We start from the raw sequence: 18033 nt of genomic DNA on the forward strand, positions 1-18033 counted from the left end.
CTCATTTTCGAGAGACCTCGACCTCTATCCCGGCAACGACGCGCCAACCACCTCTACACCCTCATCTGTGAAGAGCCAGTAAACCGCTCATAATCCCCCGAACCCATAGCTCCTAATATTTGCCAAAATATCAAGCATGGGCTTGGCATTTGAGTCATGTGAGAACTTCGCAGAATAAGCTATGATTGTGCCGCATAGCGCTGCCGCCTGTAGCTAATTCCCACAGTTCGCGCCAGAAAGCAAACATTTTTGCATACACGCCAACGAACCCCATTGATGGGTATGAACTGCACTTTTACCCCATCGTGAGCATGGCTCCACCATAGTCACGAGTACTAGCTAATTTTCAATCAGGTAACCTTTATTTTGCTATTACGGCGACATTTCTGCACATTTACCCGAGTTTGGTCCATTACCGATTTACGCCTCCACAACCCTGTGGACGGGATTTACCAGTCGGTTATGTCTCGAAAAGCAATAAGTGGGTTTACAGTTCTTTCCGAACCCGCCTTTACGGGTGCGACCGAATGCGTGAGGGGAAAATTATGGCCAGAAAGTGGGCGCCTGGTATGCGACGGATGACCGCTGCCCTCGCGGTCACCCTGGTCGCAGTGGTCGAGCTGGCGGTAGTGCATCCGTCTGTGCCGCGACCGGTGAGCGGGGTGGTTGCGATGGCGCAGCCGGACCGGTCGCGGGCCCACATCCGCACTGTCTCCTACAACATTGCACTGATGTCGTCCATCGATACCTCCTCGTCAACGACGGGGGTAGCTGACTCGCAGCTGTATTTCATGGACTCCGCAGAACTGTCCTCAGCGATCTCCGAGCTAAAAGCCATGGGCGTCACTCAGGTTCGAGTATTCCTGCCCTGGGCGGCCATCGAAACTGCGGACGGCACGTACAACTGGACTCAGGCAGACGCTCTGCTCAATGCACTATCGGACGCCGGGATCGCCGTGGACGCCGCGATCACCAGCACGCCCACCTGGGCGTCGTCGGACACCAGCTCTGCCTACGGCGCGCCCACATCGACCAGCGATTACGCCAGCTTCGTCACCGAACTCGCCGAACGATATGGAACCACCGCCAACAACGGTGACGCCGAGATCGCCGCCTACGAGATCTGGAACGAGCCCAACGGGTCGACCGGATGGGCCCCGACACCGGACGCCACCGCCTACACCGAACTGCTCAAGGCGGCCTACACCGCCATCAAAGCCGTTGATCCCGACGCCACCGTCGTTGGCGGAGTGCTCGGCGCCGGCGTCACTTCCGGCACGTCGACAGTCAACCCCGTCACCTTCCTCGAAGAGATGTACGCCGCCGGAGCCGAAGGATACTTCGACGCACTGTCGTTTCATCCCTACAACTACAGCAGTGACTTCACCGACGGCGCATCCACCACCAACAGCCCCTATCAGGAGCTACAGGCGCTACGTGCGCTGATGGACGCCAACGGTGACACCGACAAACTCATCTGGGCCACCGAGTACGGCATCCCGACCTCACTCGTCACGCAATCCCAACAAGCCGCCTATATCGCCGACTTCCTCACCGCTTGGGCCTCCCTCGAGGGCGTTGGACCGACCTTCATCTACTCGCTGGTCGACCTCGCCACCGGCGACGGCGTCGACCAGGACAACTTCGGACTCTTCACCTCCGACTGGACCCCCAAACTGGCGGTCGAAGTCCTCGAACAATGGATCGCCAACCAGACCGTCCCCGACTGGGCCACCGACACCTCCACGCCTACCTTGCAAGCGCTGTTGACCCAACTGCTCCGCAATATCGTCGCCACCGTCACTGCTCCGTTCACCCAACTGGCTAAGGGCCTCACCAGTATCACCACCGCCCTGAGCACCGCGGCCGACTCCATCCGAACCCAGCTGACTGCCGGCGTGGCCAGCCTCACCACCGGGTTCAAGACACTCACCACAACAATTGCGACCGCATTGAAGAACCTCGCCAGCTCCCTGCAGAAGGCTGGCACCACGTCCGCAACCACAACCGAGACGGCCTTGACCACAGACTCCACCGAAGCCACCACACTAACGGCCGAGGGCACCGGGCCAGCGGCGAGCGCCAAAACCAGTCTCCTGACAACAAGCACCACCGCAGCCACGGCAAAATCAACGAACGCAGAAGAAAAGTCGGCCACCACTGACACCGTCACCGCTGCCGAGAGCGCGGGCGCCCCCGCAAGCATCGCCAGCGCCGATACCGCCCCGACCACCGCGAGCGCAAGCGCTACCACTTCCGCGAATCAAACCGCCGAAGCCGAGTCGACGACCAAGACCGACAACGCGACAGACACCGGCACCAGCACCGCCCACCCACCGCACGACAAGACATCTGCCGGCAATCGTCACAACGTCACCGCCGACAAGTCGGACTCAATGGGGTCCACGAGTTCCCGTCGACCCCAACGCACACGCGATCACACGACGGACCACCCCGACGAGACGCACGTCGCGACCATTTCAACAAGAGTCGAACACGACAGCCACGCTGCGTCGTAGAGCACGTACGACTCGGCATTCAACGACGGACTCCGTGACAACCCGTAAACACTTCGGCAATAGTGTTCACCCATGAGCCCGTTACGAGTCATCCAGTGGACCACCGGCAACATCGGCAAACGCTCACTGCACGCCATCATCGGCAGGCCGGATATGGAACTGGTCGGCGTGTACGCGCACGGCGCCGACAAGGTGGGTGTGGATGCCGCGGAACTGGCCGGCTGGCCTGAACCGACGGGCGTGACGGCCACCAACGACATCGACGCCCTGATCGCACTGCGCCCGGACGCGTGTTGTTACAACCCGCTGTGGCCCAACATCGACGAACTGGTCCGGCTGCTGGAATCAGGCGTCAACGTGTGCTCCAGCGCTGCCTGGATCACCGGCGCTAAGCAGACGCCCGAGGACCTCGACCGCATCAGGAAAGCCTGCGCGACAGGCAATTCCACCATCTTCGGGAGCGGCGCCCATCCAGGGATGACCAATATGGTCGGCATGGTGCTGTCCGGCTCGTGTGAACGCGTCGACGAGATCCGGATCACCGAATCGGTGGACTGCTCCACCTACGAGTCGGCAGGCACCCAATCGGCGATGGGCTTCGGCCAGGATCCCGACACCCCGGGCCTGGCCGACAGCGTCCGGACCGAGAGCGAGGTGTTCGCCGAATCGGCAGCCATGATGGCCGACGCGATCGGCGCGCGCCTGGACCGGATGACGTTCGACGTGACCTTCACCGCGGCCACCGACGACACCGACCTGGGGTTCATGCAGATCCCGAAGGGCACCGTGGGCAGCGTGTACGGCTACCACCGCGGCTGGGTCGGTGACCGCAACGTCGTCAGCGTCGGATTCAACTGGACCATGGGCAACCACGTGACTCCGCCCAAACCCCTTGAGCACGGCCATGTCATCCAGGTGTTCGGGCTACCCAACATGCGCACCGTGCTGCACTGCCTGCCGCCGCGGGACTGGACCGAACCGGGGTTCATGGGACTGGGCATGATCTACACCGCACTGCCGGTGACCAACGCAGTACCGGCGGTGGTGGCCGCCGCGCCGGGCATCGCCACGCTCAAGGACCTGCCCCCGATCACCGGACGGTTCGCCGACTGATCACTCGGCCAGGCTGACGCACGCCCCCACCGCACCGCCGCCGACGTGCACCGCCAGCACCGGGCCCATATCGGAAACGGTGAGCGACTCGATCTGGGGTAACCGCGCGGTGAGCGCCGCACCGAGCTCGGCCGCGTCGTCGTAGTTGTCGACGTGGTGCACGGCGATCGAGGCGCTCCGCTCCCCCACGATCTCGGCTATCGAATCCACCATCGCGGCATGGGCTTTCGATACGGTGCGGATCCGCTGCGCCAGCACCAGCCTGCCGTCGACGTCGAGGTGCAGCAGCGGTTTCAACGACAGCGCGGTACCCAGCCAGGACACCGCAGTACCGATCCGGCCGCTGCGGCGCAGGTTGTCCAGCCGGTGCACGACGATGAACACGTGTCCGCGCGACACCGCGGCCCGGGCCGCGGCCTCCACCTCGTCCAATTCGGCCCCGGCGGCCGCGGCGCGAGCGGCAGCCAGCGCCACAAAACCGATCCCCATCGCCGCCGAGCGCGAATTCACCACCCGCACCGCCGAACCGAACTCCCTGACCACGCCGGCAGCGGTGCTGAAGGTGCCCGACAGCGCGGCCGAGATATGCACGCCGACCACCCCGTCACCGTCGCTGTCCACCAGCGCCTGACGGTAGGCATCGGCCAGGTCGGCCGGTGCCGCGCCCGACGTCGTCACCTGGTTACGCTCGTGGAGGTCGTTGGGCATCGGGTCGATCCCGTCACGCAGGTCGGTGTCACCGACCAGCACATGCAGCGGCACCTGACGAATCGACCAGCGCTCCAGGTCTTCTGCGCTCAGTCGTGCCGACGAATCGGTCACCACCTGCACCGTCATGAGCGGCTGGGCGGATCCGGCTGGTAGGCGCCGGCCTCGGCAAGCCCCTTGAGCATCAGTTCGGCGACGGCGGCGTGCGCCTCGAAGTTCCAATGGATGCCATCGGGATTACCCTGCCCGCGCAGCACGTACTCGCCCACGGCGGCCTTGAGGTCGACGATCGGGATCGCCTTGGATTCACCCCACTCGGTGATCGCTGCCACCGTCGCATCACGCCAGCGGTGCGACCGCCCGTAGGTATCGGCGATGTGCACCGACGGCACCGTCGCCACCACCGGAATTCCCGGCCGGTTGAAATCCAGTGCCGCCCTGGTCTGTTCGAGATATTCGACGGACAGGTGCGGCGGCAACGCCGGGCGAGCCACCGGCGACAGGCGCGGCTGCACCCAACCGTATCCGTCCCTGACCCAGCGTCGCAGCCACGACGGCCGCACGTAGCGGATCAGCTCGCGCAGTGCCGTCGGCAGCGGCGACGGCAGCGAATCCATCCCGCAGGTCGCGAAGATCACCGCCCCGGCCCGCGGCAGCGCCGCCCACGAACGCGGGTCCTGCGTGGCCGCCCACCACACATCGCGGCACGTCCAACCGATCCGGCCGATCAGCTCCACGTCCCAACCGAGTTGTTCGGCAACGATATTAGGCCAGATACGGGGATCGTCTGCGGGCAAACCACCGGTGGGGCCGTAGTAGGACAGCGAGTCGCAGAACACCAGCAGTGTCTGCCTGGGCGCATCAGAGGACATCGTTGGCCACCTGCGCCGAAGCGTTCCACACATCGAGGCGCCACTTGATGACGTCGTTGACGATATGCCCGGACAGCTGCACCCAGCTGGCGTTGCCCATCCCGCCGAGTACCGGCCAATTGTCGACCGGCAGGTCCAGCAGGGCAGCGGCCAGGGCCGCAATCAGCCCGCCGTGCGCGACCAGCACCACCGGGCGGTCCGACCCGTCCGCACCCCATTCCGGCTGGGACTCAAGCAGTTCGGCCACCACGGGCAGGCTGCGCTGGGCGACGTCCACCCGGCTCTCGCCGCCGTGCGGTGCCCACCGGGCATTGTCACGCCAGGCCACCCGGGCCCCCGGCGCCACGGCGTCCACCTCAAGATGCGTCAAGCCCTGCCAGTCACCCAGGTGGGTCTCGCGCAACCGTTGGTCGACATGCACCGGCAGCCCGGAGCGGTCCCCCAGCGTCGTGGCGGTGTCCAGCGCGCGACGCAGATCCGAGGACACGATGATCAGTGGTTGCCGCTTGGCCAGCACTTCGGCCGCCGCGACGGCCTGCTCACGCCCCAGTTCACTGAGATCGGTGTCGAGCTGACCCTGCATGCGGCTGCCGGCGTTCCACTCCGTCTGCCCGTGCCGGAGCAGGACCAGCCGGCGGATGGTCACTGCGAACTCTCCGCTTCATCGGCGGCGTCGAGATCGACGGGCACCTGCGGGCAGTCCCGCCACAGCCGGTCCAGCGAGTAGAACTCCCGCTCCTCGCTGTGTTGGATGTGCACCACGATGTCGACATAGTCCAGCAGTGTCCAGCGGCCTTCGCGGGTACCCTCGCGGCGGGCCGGCTTGTATCCGGCCAGCCGCATCTTCTCCTCGACCTCGTCGACGATCGCGTTCACCTGGCGCTCATTGGACGCCGACGCGATGACGAACAGATCGGTGATGACCAGTTGCCCGGACACGTCGATGACGACGATGTTCTCGGCGAGCTTGGACGCGGCCGCCTGCGCGGCGACGGTGGCCGCGGCCACCGCTTCGGTAGTGGCGCTCATGCGCGGGCCTCCTTTGTGTATAGCCCTCGTTTGGATACGTACTGCACCACGCCGTCGGGCACCAGGTACCAGATCGGCCGCGACTGCCGGGCACGCAGCCGGCAGTCGCTCGACGAGATCGCCAATGCGGGCACCTCCACCAGGCTCAGCGCGTCATCGGGTAGTTCCTTCATCGCCGAGGCGATGTGTTCACCGTCCAGCTCGTAACCGGGCCGGCTGACCCCGACGAAGCGGGCCAGCGAGAACAGCTCCTCCCAGTTCTGCCAGGACAGGATCGAGGCCAGCGCGTCGGCGCCGGTGATGAAGTAGAGGTCGGCGTCCGGGTTGAGCGTGGCCAGGTCCCGCAGGGTGTCCTTGGTGTAGGTGGGGCCCCCGCGGTCGATGTCCACCCGGCTGACCGAGAATCGCGGGTTGGCCGCGGTCGCGATGACCGTCATCAGGTAGCGGTCCTCGGCCGCGGTGACGTCCCGGTCCCGCTTCTGCCAGGGCTGGCCGGTGGGGACGAAGAGCACTTCGTCGAGGTGGAACAGGTCGGCGACCTCGCTGGCCGCGACGAGGTGGCCATGGTGGATGGGATCGAACGTCCCGCCCATCACCCCGAGCCTGCGTCTGGTCACGAAGAGCCAGCTTACGGGAGGGGTTCGGGGTGGTCCGCGTGCGCCGAGATCGACGTTTCGCCCGGATGCTCTCGCACAAATCCACCCAAATGCGCAATTGGGCGGAGATCAGACGGGGAGGAGGCCGTCGATCACCGACGCGAGCTGTTTGGCCGACCGGCACTCGTGCATCGGGATGAGGTCTTGGTAACGGGGCACCGCGGAGTCCCCGCTGCCCCACAGGTGCTTGGGCTCGGGGTTGAGCCAGTGTGCGTGCCGGCTGGCGTTGACCATCCGGGCCAGCAGGTCGGTCTGCGGGTTGCGGTAGTTGTTCCGGCCGTCGCCCAGGATCAGCAGCGACGAGCGCGGCGACAACACGTTGGGGAAGCCGTCCAGGAACGACACGAACGCGTGCCCGTAGTCGGAATGCCCGTCCCGGGTGTACACGCCGGCCTCGCGGGTGATGCGCTGCACCGCGACCGCCAGGTCGGCCTCCGGGCCGAACATCTCGGTGACCTCGTCGGTGGTGTCGATGAAGGCGAATACCCGAACCCGGGAGAACTGCTGGCGCAGCGCGGCCACCAGCATCAGCGTGAAGTGGCTGAAGCCGGCCACCGAACCGGACACATCGCAGAGCACCACCAGTTCGGGCCGGGCCGGGTGCGGCTTCTTGAGCACCACCTCGATGGGCACCCCGCCGGTGGACATCGACTTGCGCAGCGTCTTTCGCAGGTCGATCTCCCCGGCCCGGGATCGGCGCCGTTTGGCGGCCAGCCGGGTGGCCAGGGTGCGGGCCAGCGGTTGCACGGTCTTGCGCATCTGCCGCAGCTGCTCCCCGGAGGCGCGCAGGAACTCGACGTTCTCGGCCAGCTGCGGCACGCCGTACATCTGCACGTGCTCGCGGCCCAACTGCTCGGCGGTGCGCCGCTTCGTCTCGGATTCCACCAGCTTGCGCAGCTGCGAAATTCGCTGCTGGGCAATCGATTTGGCGATCTGCTCCTGCGTCGGCGTGGGCTCTTCGCCGTACGGCGCCAGCAAGCCGGCCAACAGCCGGCCCTCCAGCTCGTCCAGCGCCATCGCCTTGAGCGCCTGATACGACGAGTACGACGGGCCCCGGCTGGAGTTGTACCGGCCGTAGGCCTCCACGATGCGCGCGACCAGTGCCGCCAGCCGGTCGTCGAGGCTGTCCAGTTCGGCGTCGGGACCCAGCATGGCGAGTAGCGCCTGGCGCAGCGCGTCGATGTCCGCAGGCGGCAGCCCCTGCGGCTCACCGTCGCCGGTCTCGTCGTCGGCGACGACGGTGCGGTCACCCAGCGCCGCGGGCCACCACAGGTCGAACATCGTGTCGTAGGTGTCGCGGTGGTCGGCGCGGCGCAGCACCGCGCACGCCAGCCCCTCCCGCAGCGCGCCCCGGTCCCCCAAGCCCAGTTCGGCCAGCACCCGGCCGGCGTCCACCGTCTCCGAGGGCCCCACCGAGATGCCCGCACTGCGCAGCGCCTCGACGAATCCCACCAGGTGGCCCGGGATGCCGTGCGGGGCCAGTGGTTGGGGCGGGCGGGTGCGTCGGGATGTCATCGCGTGGGGCCTCTCAGTTGAGCTTCAGCTCTCCGGCCGCCTTGATCTGATCGGATTGGTGTTTGAGCACCACGCCGAGCGTCGCGGCGATCAGCTCGTCGTCGATGGTGTCCATCCCCAGCGCGAGCACCGTGCGGCCCCAGTCGATGGTCTCGGCGACCGACGGCACCTTCTTGAGCTGCATGGCCCGCAGCACCCCGATGATGCGTACCAATTCGGCGGCAACGCGCTCGGGCAGCTCCGGCACCCGGGACAGCAAGATGCGCCGCTCCAGGTCGGCGTCGGGGAAGTCGATGTGCAGGAACAGGCAGCGCCGTTTCAGCGCCTCGGACAGCTCGCGGGTGGCGTTGGAGGTGAGCAGCACGAACGGCGCCCGTTCGGCCTTGATGGTGCCGAGTTCGGGCACCGTCACCGCGAAGTCGGACAACACCTCCAGCAGCAGCCCCTCGATCTCGATATCGGCCTTGTCGGTCTCGTCGATCAGCAGCACGGTCGGATCGGTGCGCCGGATCGCGGTGAGCAGCGGACGGCTCAGCAGGAACTCCTCGGTGAACACGTCGGTCTTGGTCTGGTCCCAGTCACCGCCGGTCGCATTCTGGCCGGCCTGGATCCGCAGGATCTGCTTGGCGTGGTTCCACTCGTAGAGGGCGCGCGCCTCGTCGACGCCCTCATAGCACTGCAGCCGCACGAGTTCGCTGCCGGTCGTCTGCGCGACGGCGCGGGCCAGTTCGGTCTTGCCGACACCGGCCGGACCCTCCACCAGCAGCGGTTTGCCGAGCCGGTCGGCGAGGAACACCGCGGTCGCGGTGGCCTTGTCGGCGAGATAACCGGTCTCGGCGAGCCGGGTGGCGACGTCGTCGATATCGGTGAACAGCGAGGCCGGGCGGGCAGGAACGCTCACGTTGCTCCTAGATGGGCGGGGTCAGGCGGGACGGGTCTGACCGTCGCCCCACACGATCCATTTGGTGGAGGTCAGCTCGGGCAGCCCCATCGGGCCGCGGGCGTGCAACTTCTGGGTGGAGATACCGATCTCGGCGCCGAACCCGAACTGCTCACCGTCGGTGAAGGCGGTGGACGCGTTGACCATCACCGCGGCCGCGTCCACCCCTTCGGTGAAGCGCTGAGCGGCGGCCAAGTCGGTGGTCACGATGGCCTCGGTGTGCCCGGTGCCGTACTCGTTGATGTGGGCCACGGCGCCCTCCACACCGTCGACCACCGCCACCGCCATGTCCAGGGACAGGAACTCGGCGCGCAGCTCCCCCTCCGTGGGATCCAGGTGCACGGTCACACCGGCGTCCTGCAGCACGGTCACCAGTCGGGGCAGCACGCTGTCGGCCACCGCGCGGTCCACCAACAGCGACTCCGCCGAGTTGCACACGCTGGGCCGGCGGGTCTTGGAGTTCAGCAGGATCCGCTCGGCCGTGTCGAGGTCGGCGGCCTTGTCGACGTAGACGTGGCAATTGCCGACCCCGGTTTCGATGGTCGGCACGGTGGCGTCGCGCACCACCGCGTCGATCAGTCCGGCACCACCGCGCGGGATGACGACGTCGACCAGCCCGCGGGCCTGGATCAGATGTGTGACGGTGACTCGGTCGGCGCTGGGCAGCAGCTGCACCGCGTCCATCGGCAGTCCCGACTCGTACAGCGCCTCGCGCAGGGCGGTCACGAGCGCGCCGTTGGACTGCGCGGCCGACGAGCTGCCGCGCAGCAGCACCGCGTTACCGGATTTCAAGGTCAGTCCGAAGGCGTCGACGGTGACGTTGGGCCGACCCTCGTAGACGATGCCGACCACGCCGAGCGGGACGCGCTGCTGACGCAGCTGCAGGCCGTTGGGCAATGTCGAACCGCGCAGCACCTCGCCGATCGGGTCGGGCAGGCCGGCAACCTGGCGCAGGCCCGCCGCGATGCCGTCGATGCGCTGCGGGTCGAGCGCGAGCCGGTCCAGCATGGCCTCGGCGGTGCCTGCGGCGCGGGCGGTTTCGAGGTCGGCGGCGTTCGCGGCGAGGATGTCGTGGGTGTGCTCGAGGATGGTGTCCGCGGCCTGATGCAGGGCCCGGTTCTTGGTTTCGGTGCTCAGCGCCGCCAAGGCACGCGAGGCGGTGCGCGCGGCGGCCGCGGCGTCGTGCACCTGCCGGCGCAGATCGACTTCGATCGATTCCCCGGTCGCTGCGCTGCTGCCGACCGGTGACGCTTGCACGCTCATTTAGCCAGGGTAACGGGCATGCGCGGGTCGAGCTTGGTGGGGTCCGCCAACGCTGACTACGGTGAGGCCGTGGCACGGGTGTGTGTGGTGGGCAGCGTGAACATGGACCTCATCTTCGCGGTGGAAACACTGCCCGATCCGGGTGCGACGGTGCTGGCGTCGTCGGTCACCCAGTGCCCCGGCGGTAAGGGCGGCAATCAGGCGATCGCCGCGGCGCGCGCCGGTGCCGATGTCTGCGCGATCGCCGCCGTGGGTGATGACGCGGCGGGCGAAGCGCTGCGCTCGCACCTGGCCGGCAACGGGGTGGACGTGGCGGGCGTGATCACCTTGCCGGTGCCCAGCGGGACGGCGAGCATCGTCGTCGACGCGCACGCCGAGAACGTCATCGTGGTGGCTCCCGGTGCGAACGCCCATCTGAGCCTGAACTCGGCACGGCTGCGCGACATCATCACCGCCAGCGAGGTGGTGCTGCTGCAGCTGGAGATCCCGATCGCCACCGCGGTGGCGGCGGCCAGGGTCGCCCGCGCCGCCGGCGCGACGGTGATGCTCAACGCGTCACCCGCCGGTGCCGATCCGGCCGCATTGGCCGAGCTGGCCGAGGTCAGCGATGTGGTGATCGTCAACGAGTCCGAAGCTGCGCAATGGAATTGGCAAGTGCCGCATCTGGTGACCACGCTGGGGTCGCGCGGCGCCAGCCATCGCAGCGCCGACGGCGACACCCACGTGCCCGCGCCCGCGGTCGAGCCGGTGGACACCACCGGTGCCGGGGACGTGTTCGCCGGTGTGCTCGCCGCCGGGTGGCCCGCCGGGCCGGCGCATGCGCTGCGCCGGGCCTGCGCGGCCGGCGCGCTGGCCACCCTGGTACCGGGCGCCGGTGATTGCGCCCCGACCGACGAGGCCATCGAGGACGCGCTCGGCTGAGGTCGGCAGCCATGCACCGAGGGCCGGTTCTGACCGCGCTTGAGCAAAATCCCGTGCGTCAGGTGTGCCACCACCTACAATCTGGCGCTCAATGGATACCAAGCACGTGGCATTGTCGCGGGGGCTGTTCATCGTCACCGCTATGGTGGCCATTCTCTACCTGCCGCTGGCCCTGAACTACACCTGGCCACTGTTCAGCGGCGACGTCTCGCGTTGGCAGGACGGTGTCAACACAGCAATCAACGGCCGCGGGTACGCACTGGGTGACGGTTCGGTCGAGGTCGTTCGGCACTCGGCGTATGCCGAACACCGGGTGGTGCTGCTGGTGCACACCACGCTGGGCGCCCTGGCGTTGCTGTTGGCCATGTTCCAGTTCTCGGCGCGGTTGCGCGAACGCCGGCCGGCCGCGCACCGGTGGACCGGCCGCGCCTATCTCGCGCTGATGTCGACGAGCATGGTCACCGCGCTGATCTTTCTCTACGTCACCCCGCCGGCCCAACACTTCATCGGGCCGGCGTTCGAGACGCAATTGCGGGGCTTGGCGGTGGGCACGCTGGCAAGCGCCTGGTATGCGCTGTACGCGATCCGCAATCGTGACGTCGTCACGCATCGGGCGTGGATGACCTACAGCATCGCCTTCATGATGGCGGCACCGTTGCTGCGGTTCATCTGGATCGGGATCCAACCGCTGATCCCGCAGCACGACGTGCTGACCAATATCGGTGTGGGCTCCTTGATCCTGGGGGTCGCGGCGCCCGGGGCAGCCGCGTTCGCCTTCATGCTGTCCGAGTCCTCCCGGCTCCGGGATTCGCAGCCGCGTGCGGCGAGCACACCGATACCGCTCTGGCCCTACGGCGCCGCGGCGGGGCTGGCCGTGCTCGGATCACTCGCCTACACCGGCCTCACGCAACGGCTGCCGGCGCCCATCCCGCACTCCCTGGTGGCGTTCCACCTGGTTCCGGTGTGGATCTGTGTCGCGATCGCGGCGGTCGGCGTGGCTCGGGCCCGAACCGCGGGCGATACCGCGCGCGAGCGCCAATGGCGTTGGCTGCTTTGGGGTTTCGCAGCAGCGCCGACGTCGGCGAGCCTGTACTCGTTGATCGTGCCGCCGGACTTCACCGCCGCCGATGCGATCATCGCCGGCGGCATGGACGGGGCGGCGATCCCGATCACCATCGGCTTTGCCGTGGTGGTCCGTGTGGTGGCTCGGTCACGTACCGACGATCCAGACGGTGTCGCGACCAGCTCGCAGGTTGCCGGGGTAGAGCGTTAGCTAGTCCGTCGGGACAGCCCGCTCGATCTCTTCGAGCCAGATCCGGGCGGACATATCCGACGGGGCGCGCCAGTCACCGCGCGGGGACAGCGCGCCGCCCGCCGACACCTTGGGCCCGTTGGGCAATGCGGACCGCTTGAACTGGCTGAACGAGTAGAACCGCTGCGCGAAGACCGTCAGCCAGTGCCGGATCTCCTTGAGTGAATACTCCGGCCGTTTGTGCTGCGCGATTCCGGCCGGCCAGTCGCCGCGGTCGGCATCGCTCCAGGCGTGCCAGGCCAGGAACGCGATCTTGGCCGGGCCGAAGCCGTAGCGCAGCGCTTGGAACAGTGAGAAGTCTTGCAGCACATACGGCCCCACCTTGGCCTCGCTGCTCTGGATCTCCTCGTCCTCACCCGCGGGCACCAGTTCCGGGGTGATCTCGGTATCGAGTACCGACTGCAGGATCTCGTTGACGTCACCGCCGAATTGATCCGAGGAGATCACCCACCGGATCAGGTGCTGGATCAGCGTTTTCGGAACGCCGCCGTTGACGTTGTAGTGCGACATCTGGTCGCCGACGCCGTAGGTGGACCAGCCCAGTGCCAGTTCGGACAGGTCCCCGGTGCCGAGCACGATTCCGCCGCGCTGATTGGCCAGCCGGAACAGATAATCGGTGCGCAAACCGGCCTGCACGTTCTCGAACGTGACGTCGTACACCTTCTCGCCACGCGCGAACGGGTGGCCCATCTCGGCCAGCATCACGTCGGCGGCGCCGCGGATGTCGATCTCGGCAAACGTCACGCCCAACGCGCGGGACAGCGCGATCGCGTTGCGCTTGGTGCGGTCGCCGGTGGCATACCCGGGCAGCGTGAACGCCAGGATGTCGCTGCGCGGGCGGTCCTCACGGTCCATCGCCTTGGCCGCGACGATCAGGGCGTGGGTGGAGTCCAGACCACCGGACACCCCGATGACCACCTTGGGGTAGTTCAGTGCGCGCAGCCGCTGCTCCAGCCCGGACACCTGAATGTTGTAGGCCTCATAGCAATCCTGTTGCAGGCGTTGCGGATCCGATGGGACGAACGGGAACCGCTCCACCGCGCGCCGCAAGCCGATATCACCGGTCGGCGGGTCCAGGGTGAACTCGATGCGGCGCGTCGTCTCCGCGGCGCGATGATGTCGGGCATTGTCGTCGAAGGTGCCCATCCGGATCCGCTCGGCGCGCAGCAACGCGACATCCACATCGGCCACGCTGCGCCGCTCGCCGTGGGGGAAACGGTCGGATTCGGCCAGCAGCACCCCGTTCTCGTAGATCATGGTCTGACCGTCCCAGGCCAGGTCGGTGGTGGACTCGCCTTCGCCGGCGGCGGCGTACACGTAGGCGGCCAGGCAGCGCGACGACGCCGAGCGGGCCATCAGCTTGCGGTCCTCGGCGCGGCCGATGGTGATCGGGCTGCCCGACAGGTTCGCCAGCACCGTGGCCCCCGCGAGCGCGGCGTGCGCGCTCGGCGGCACCGGCACCCACATGTCCTCGCAGATTTCCACGTGCAACACGAAATCCGGCAGGTCGGCGGCGGCGAACAGCAGATCCGGCCCGAACGGCACATCGCAGCCCGCCAATCGGAGGGTTCCGGTGGCGTCGTCACCGGCGGCGATCTGGCGGCGCTCGTAGAACTCGCGATAGGTGGGCAGGTAGGACTTGGGCACCACCCCGAGGATCGTGCCCCGGTGGATCACCACCGCGGTGTTGTAGACGCGGTTGCGGTGCCGCAGCGGCGCCCCGATCACCAGGACGGGCAGCAGTTCGGCCGAACCGGCCACCAGCTGGGTGACGGCCTCTTCGACCGCGTCGAGCAGGGTGTCCTGCAGCAGGATGTCCTCGATGGAGTACCCGCAGAGGGTCAGCTCCGGAAACACCGCCAGCCCGACCCCGTCGTCGTGGCATTCCCGGGCCAGCCGAAGCACCGAATCGGCGTTGGCGGCCGGATCGGCCAGGGTCGTATGGTGCGTGCACGCGGCGACCCGGACGTACCCGTGCCGGTAGGCGGAGTAGAAGTCCACCCGGCCATTCTGGCATTGCCCGCACCCGGACAGCTCACATCGGCGGCGCCTTGCGCCAGTCGGCTATCACCGAGGACAGTCCCTGTGCCAATACGGGCAGTTGAGGGACCAACACCGCACAACCGATGAATTGCAGCGTGCGCGCGGCGTCCATCAGCTGTTGTACGCGCGGGTCGGTCCGACGCAACCCCAGCTCCATGGCGGCGGCGTCGTACTCGGCGACCGCATCGGGTCCGAGCATGGCCAGATCCCATTCGACCGGACCCGAGCAGACATCCTCGAAATCGGAGAACCTGACTCCCGTGGTCGTACGAATGACGTTGTGTGACGGCGCGTCTCCCTGCAATGGCTGCAAGGTCACACCCGGATGGCTGGCCGTGAAGGCTGCGGCATCACCCAGCACCGCCGACAGTTCGGCGAACTCGGCGCGGACCCGTTCGATATCCTTGCCGCCCAGCAGCTCCGAGGGTTCCAGCGCGGCGAACAGACCGGGCCCCGCCTCGGTGAACGGCGCCAGGAACGGCAGCCGGGCCGGGTAGCCGGCCAGGGCGGCATGGAGTTCGGCGCTCTTGGCGATGGCCACCGCCGCATACGGTTGGTGGTCGGCCGTGACGTCGGCGAGTTCCCAGAACGTCATGGCGAACCCGCCGCGGCGTACCGGCCGGCGCGGTACCAGCGGGCTGGGCGGCACCACCGGCACACCGCGGGCGTTCAGCCAGGTGACGACATCGAGTTCGCGTTGCTGGCGGGCGGTCTGCAGCGCGGGGGTGTACCCCGGCGGCACCACCACCGGGATGCGGGCCACCACGGGTGCCGGTTCGAGGTGCACGACAACAGAGAAGACATCGTGCAGCACGGTCGCGCGCTCGGCGGCCAGGCCCAGTGCCCGGCCCGCGTCGAGCGCGGCCCGGGCGGCATGCTGCGTCCGCTCGGCGAGTTGGTCAGGGGAAAGCCAGTCCGCCGACCGTGTCGGTTCATCAGGCATACGCTCCACCCTGCCAGGGCGGCCTATCCTCGACGTCGTGGAAGCACCCGAACTGGTCGCCGCGCTCGCGGGTCGCCGCGTCACCGTGTTGACCGGGGCCGGCATGTCGACCGATTCCGGCATCCCCGACTACCGCGGACCGGACTCGCCGCCGAGCAATCCGATGACCATCGCCCAGTTCACCTCCGATCCGGTCTTTCGCCAGCGGTACTGGGCGCGCAACCACGTCGGCTGGCGCCACATGGACGACACCCGGCCCAATGCCGGCCACCGCGCGTTGGCCGGCCTCGAGGATGCCGGCGTGGTGATCGGGCTGATCACCCAGAATGTCGATCTGCTGCACACCAAGGCCGGCAGTCGCCGCGTGGTGAACCTGCACGGCACCTACGCGCAGGTGGTGTGCCTGTCGTGCGGATACACGATGTCGCGGGCCGCGCTGGCCGACGAGCTGGAAGCGCTCAATCCCGGCTTCATCGAACGAGCCGAACGGGTCGGCGGCATCGCGGTGGCACCGGACGCCGACGCCGTGGTCACCGACACCTCGAGTTTTCGTTATCTGGACTGTCCGCGCTGCGGTGGCATGCTGAAACCCGATATCGTCTACTTCGGCGAGAGCGTGCCGAAAGATCGTGTGGCCGAGGCCTATTCGCTGGTCGATGCGGCCGACGCACTGCTGGTGGCGGGGTCGTCACTGACGGTGTTCTCCGGCTACCGGTTCGTGCGGCACGCCGCAGCCGCGGCCAAGCCCATCGCGATCATCAACCGCGGGTCCACCCGCGGTGACGCGCAGGCAGGAGTGAAAGTCGAGGGCGGCTGCTCGGAGCTGCTGACGCTATTGGCCGGCGAGCTGCCGTCGGTGGTCGCGGCGCCCTAGAACGAACACGGCATGGCCCGAATGGCGTGCACGAAATTGCCCGCCAGGTAGGAAGGTTCACCGGCGGCGATACCGGGCAGTTGGGTGAGCAGTTCGGCGAACAGCGCCCGCAACTGGGTGCGAGCGACGTGCGCGCCCAGGCAGAAATGCCGGCCGCCCCCGCCGAACCCCAAGTGCTGGTTGGGCTTACGGCTCAGGTCGAAGACCTCCGGCCGGTCGAACACCTCGGCATCCCAGTTGCCGGAGGCATAGAACATCACCACCTTCTCCCCCGCGGCGATGCGCTGTCCGGCCAGTTCGACGTCGACGGCGGCGGTGCGCCGAAACGTCATCACCGGACTGGCCCACCGCACGAATTCCTCGACCGCCGTGCCGATCCGGTCGTCGAAGTCGTCCAGCAGCCAGGCCCGTTGCTCGGGGAAGTCGGTGAGCGCCTTGATCGCGTGGCTGGCGGTCTGACGGGTCGTGTCGTTGCCGGCCACCGCGAGCAGCACGAAGAACGCGGACACCTCGAAGTCGGTGAGCCGGTCACCGTCGACCTCGGCGTGCACCAATGCACTGATCAGGTCGTTACCCGGGTTGGCGCGCCGCTCGGCGGCCAACCCACCGGCAACCTGATGCAGATACATCTGGTTTTCCAGCAGGACCTCAAGGGGGTTGCGCCCGGCCAGATACACCGGGTCCGCCCAGGACACCAGGGCATCCGCGGCGTTGGCCACCCGGTCGCGTTCGGATTCGGGGATGCCGACCATGTCCGAGATGGTCCGCACCGGCAGCTGTTTGGCGCAGTGCGCGACGAAGTCCACCCCGCTGCCCGCGGCCGCGAGTTCCTCGACGATGACCTTGGCATTGTGTTTGATCGAGGACTCGATGCGCGCCACCTGGCGCGGCGTGAAGGCCGAATGAACCACCTTGCGGATCAACGTGTGCCGCGGCGCGTCCATGGCCAGGAAGGACTGTGAGGCCTCCAGCAGTTCCTCGGGCACCGTCTCGAACAGCACGCCCTTTCCGGACAGGAAGGTGTCGCTGTCGCGACTGACGGTGACGATGTCGGCGTGCCGGGTGACCGCCCAGAACCCCGCGTCGGTCGGGTCGTGCATGAGCGCGTCCTCGACCGGCGGATGCCAGCTGACCGGCCGGTGCGCCCGCAGCTGCGCGAAAGACGCCTCCCGGTCGACCGCGGTGGTGGCCCAGAAGGCACGCGAGGACAGGTCGACGGGGTCGTACGGGCGATCGGTCGCGGCCGGTGTGATCGGTGACACAGTCATGGCGGTGACGATAAATCTAGACAGTGTGTCTAGTCAAGGCGTGCGAGGAGCCGATAG

16 protein-coding genes are annotated in these 18033 nt (G+C 67.5%); 5 read left to right on the forward strand and 11 right to left on the reverse strand.

Going from position 1 to position 18033, the window contains the following annotated elements; all coding sequences use genetic code 11:
- Window positions 1–404 precede the first annotated feature (404 nt).
- Both AWB94_RS29140 and AWB94_RS29145 read left to right on the forward strand, forming a co-directional pair.
- The gene (locus AWB94_RS29140; RefSeq protein WP_131805315.1) at window positions 405–2519 is read left to right on the forward strand and encodes a cellulase family glycosylhydrolase; all 2115 of its coding nucleotides are present in this window, start codon (window positions 405–407) and stop codon (window positions 2517–2519) included.
- Window positions 2520–2591: 72 nt separating this feature from the next.
- Window positions 2592–3632 carry an NAD(P)H-dependent amine dehydrogenase family protein gene (locus tag AWB94_RS29145; RefSeq protein WP_062657452.1) on the forward strand — a complete coding sequence of 347 codons (1041 nt, stop codon included), beginning with the start codon at window positions 2592–2594 and terminating at the stop codon, window positions 3630–3632.
- On the opposite strand, the gene AWB94_RS29150 is transcribed toward AWB94_RS29145, so the two are convergent.
- From AWB94_RS29150 to AWB94_RS29185, 8 genes are all read right to left on the reverse strand, one after another.
- Window positions 3633–4469 (reverse strand): DegV family protein, encoded by an 837-nt coding sequence (locus AWB94_RS29150; protein WP_062657453.1) that lies wholly within the window; start codon window positions 4467–4469, stop codon window positions 3633–3635.
- Window positions 4466–5212: a diglucosylglycerate octanoyltransferase gene (gene octT / locus AWB94_RS29155; protein WP_062657454.1), complete on the reverse strand. Its 747-nt coding sequence runs from the start codon at window positions 5210–5212 to the stop codon at window positions 4466–4468. The genes AWB94_RS29150 and octT overlap by 4 nt, the downstream gene beginning before the upstream one ends.
- Complete coding sequence (gene gpgP, locus AWB94_RS29160) at window positions 5202–5858, reverse strand: glucosyl-3-phosphoglycerate phosphatase (protein ID WP_062657455.1); 657 nt, start codon at window positions 5856–5858, stop codon at window positions 5202–5204. The genes octT and gpgP overlap by 11 nt, the downstream gene beginning before the upstream one ends.
- Window positions 5855–6241, reverse strand: a complete 387-nt coding sequence (gene rsfS, locus AWB94_RS29165) for a ribosome silencing factor (RefSeq protein WP_062657456.1) — start codon at window positions 6239–6241, stop codon at window positions 5855–5857. The genes gpgP and rsfS overlap by 4 nt, the downstream gene beginning before the upstream one ends.
- Window positions 6238–6858: a nicotinate-nucleotide adenylyltransferase gene (gene nadD, locus AWB94_RS29170; protein WP_165605341.1), complete on the reverse strand. Its 621-nt coding sequence runs from the start codon at window positions 6856–6858 to the stop codon at window positions 6238–6240. The genes rsfS and nadD overlap by 4 nt, the downstream gene beginning before the upstream one ends.
- Before the next feature lie 108 nt (window positions 6859–6966).
- The gene (locus tag AWB94_RS29175; protein WP_062657458.1) at window positions 6967–8412 is read right to left on the reverse strand and encodes a vWA domain-containing protein; all 1446 of its coding nucleotides are present in this window, start codon (window positions 8410–8412) and stop codon (window positions 6967–6969) included.
- Window positions 8413–8425: 13 nt separating this feature from the next.
- Window positions 8426–9313 (reverse strand): AAA family ATPase, encoded by an 888-nt coding sequence (locus AWB94_RS29180; RefSeq protein WP_062657459.1) that lies wholly within the window; start codon window positions 9311–9313, stop codon window positions 8426–8428.
- A 21-nt stretch (window positions 9314–9334) separates the two neighbouring features.
- Window positions 9335–10615 (reverse strand): glutamate-5-semialdehyde dehydrogenase, encoded by a 1281-nt coding sequence (locus tag AWB94_RS29185; RefSeq protein ID WP_062657460.1) that lies wholly within the window; start codon window positions 10613–10615, stop codon window positions 9335–9337.
- Window positions 10616–10633: 18 nt separating this feature from the next.
- Here AWB94_RS29185 and AWB94_RS29190 point away from each other — a divergent pair, with 18 nt between their 5' ends.
- A complete protein-coding gene (locus AWB94_RS29190) occupies window positions 10634–11536 on the forward strand; it encodes a ribokinase (RefSeq protein ID WP_062657461.1) in 903 nt (300 codons plus the stop codon).
- Between the two features lie 91 nt (window positions 11537–11627).
- Window positions 11628–12809, forward strand: coding sequence for a DUF2306 domain-containing protein (locus AWB94_RS29195; protein ID WP_062657462.1), 1182 nt, complete (start codon window positions 11628–11630; stop codon window positions 12807–12809).
- Here the strand turns inward: AWB94_RS29195 and AWB94_RS29200 are convergent, their stop codons facing one another.
- Complete coding sequence (locus tag AWB94_RS29200; protein WP_062657463.1) at window positions 12810–14849, reverse strand: NAD(+) synthase; 2040 nt, start codon at window positions 14847–14849, stop codon at window positions 12810–12812.
- A 34-nt stretch (window positions 14850–14883) separates the two neighbouring features.
- Entirely contained in the window at window positions 14884–15834 is a 951-nt protein-coding gene (locus tag AWB94_RS29205; RefSeq protein WP_062657464.1) for a phosphotransferase family protein, read from the reverse strand.
- Window positions 15835–15871: 37 nt separating this feature from the next.
- Between AWB94_RS29205 and AWB94_RS29210 the strand changes: the two genes are divergently transcribed.
- Entirely contained in the window at window positions 15872–16708 is an 837-nt protein-coding gene (locus AWB94_RS29210; RefSeq protein ID WP_062657465.1) for a Sir2 family NAD-dependent protein deacetylase, read from the forward strand.
- Here the strand turns inward: AWB94_RS29210 and AWB94_RS29215 are convergent.
- Window positions 16705–17976, reverse strand: coding sequence for a cytochrome P450 (locus tag AWB94_RS29215; RefSeq protein ID WP_062657466.1), 1272 nt, complete (start codon window positions 17974–17976; stop codon window positions 16705–16707). The two genes, AWB94_RS29210 and AWB94_RS29215, sit on opposite strands and share 4 nt — an antisense overlap.
- Window positions 17977–18033 lie beyond the last annotated feature (57 nt).

Source organism: Mycolicibacterium canariasense (assembly GCF_002101555.1).
Classification (GTDB): domain Bacteria; phylum Actinomycetota; class Actinomycetes; order Mycobacteriales; family Mycobacteriaceae; genus Mycobacterium; species Mycobacterium canariasense.

Bases quoted from the DNA above. Each gene is read 5' to 3' on its own strand.
- AWB94_RS29145 (WP_062657452.1), top strand. From the start codon at position 2,592: ATGAGCCCGTTACGAGTCATCCAGTGGACCACCGGCAACATCGGCAAA.
- AWB94_RS29150 (WP_062657453.1), bottom strand. From the start codon at position 4,469: ATGACGGTGCAGGTGGTGACCGATTCGTCGGCACGACTGAGCGCAGAA.
- octT (WP_062657454.1), bottom strand. From the start codon at position 5,212: ATGTCCTCTGATGCGCCCAGGCAGACACTGCTGGTGTTCTGCGACTCG.
- rsfS (WP_062657456.1), bottom strand. From the start codon at position 6,241: ATGAGCGCCACTACCGAAGCGGTGGCCGCGGCCACCGTCGCCGCGCAG.
- AWB94_RS29175 (WP_062657458.1), bottom strand. From the start codon at position 8,412: ATGACATCCCGACGCACCCGCCCGCCCCAACCACTGGCCCCGCACGGC.
- AWB94_RS29185 (WP_062657460.1), bottom strand. From the start codon at position 10,615: ATGAGCGTGCAAGCGTCACCGGTCGGCAGCAGCGCAGCGACCGGGGAA.
- AWB94_RS29190 (WP_062657461.1), top strand. From the start codon at position 10,634: ATGCGCGGGTCGAGCTTGGTGGGGTCCGCCAACGCTGACTACGGTGAG.
- AWB94_RS29195 (WP_062657462.1), top strand. From the start codon at position 11,628: ATGGATACCAAGCACGTGGCATTGTCGCGGGGGCTGTTCATCGTCACC.
- AWB94_RS29205 (WP_062657464.1), bottom strand. From the start codon at position 15,834: ATGCCTGATGAACCGACACGGTCGGCGGACTGGCTTTCCCCTGACCAA.
- AWB94_RS29215 (WP_062657466.1), bottom strand. From the start codon at position 17,976: ATGACTGTGTCACCGATCACACCGGCCGCGACCGATCGCCCGTACGAC.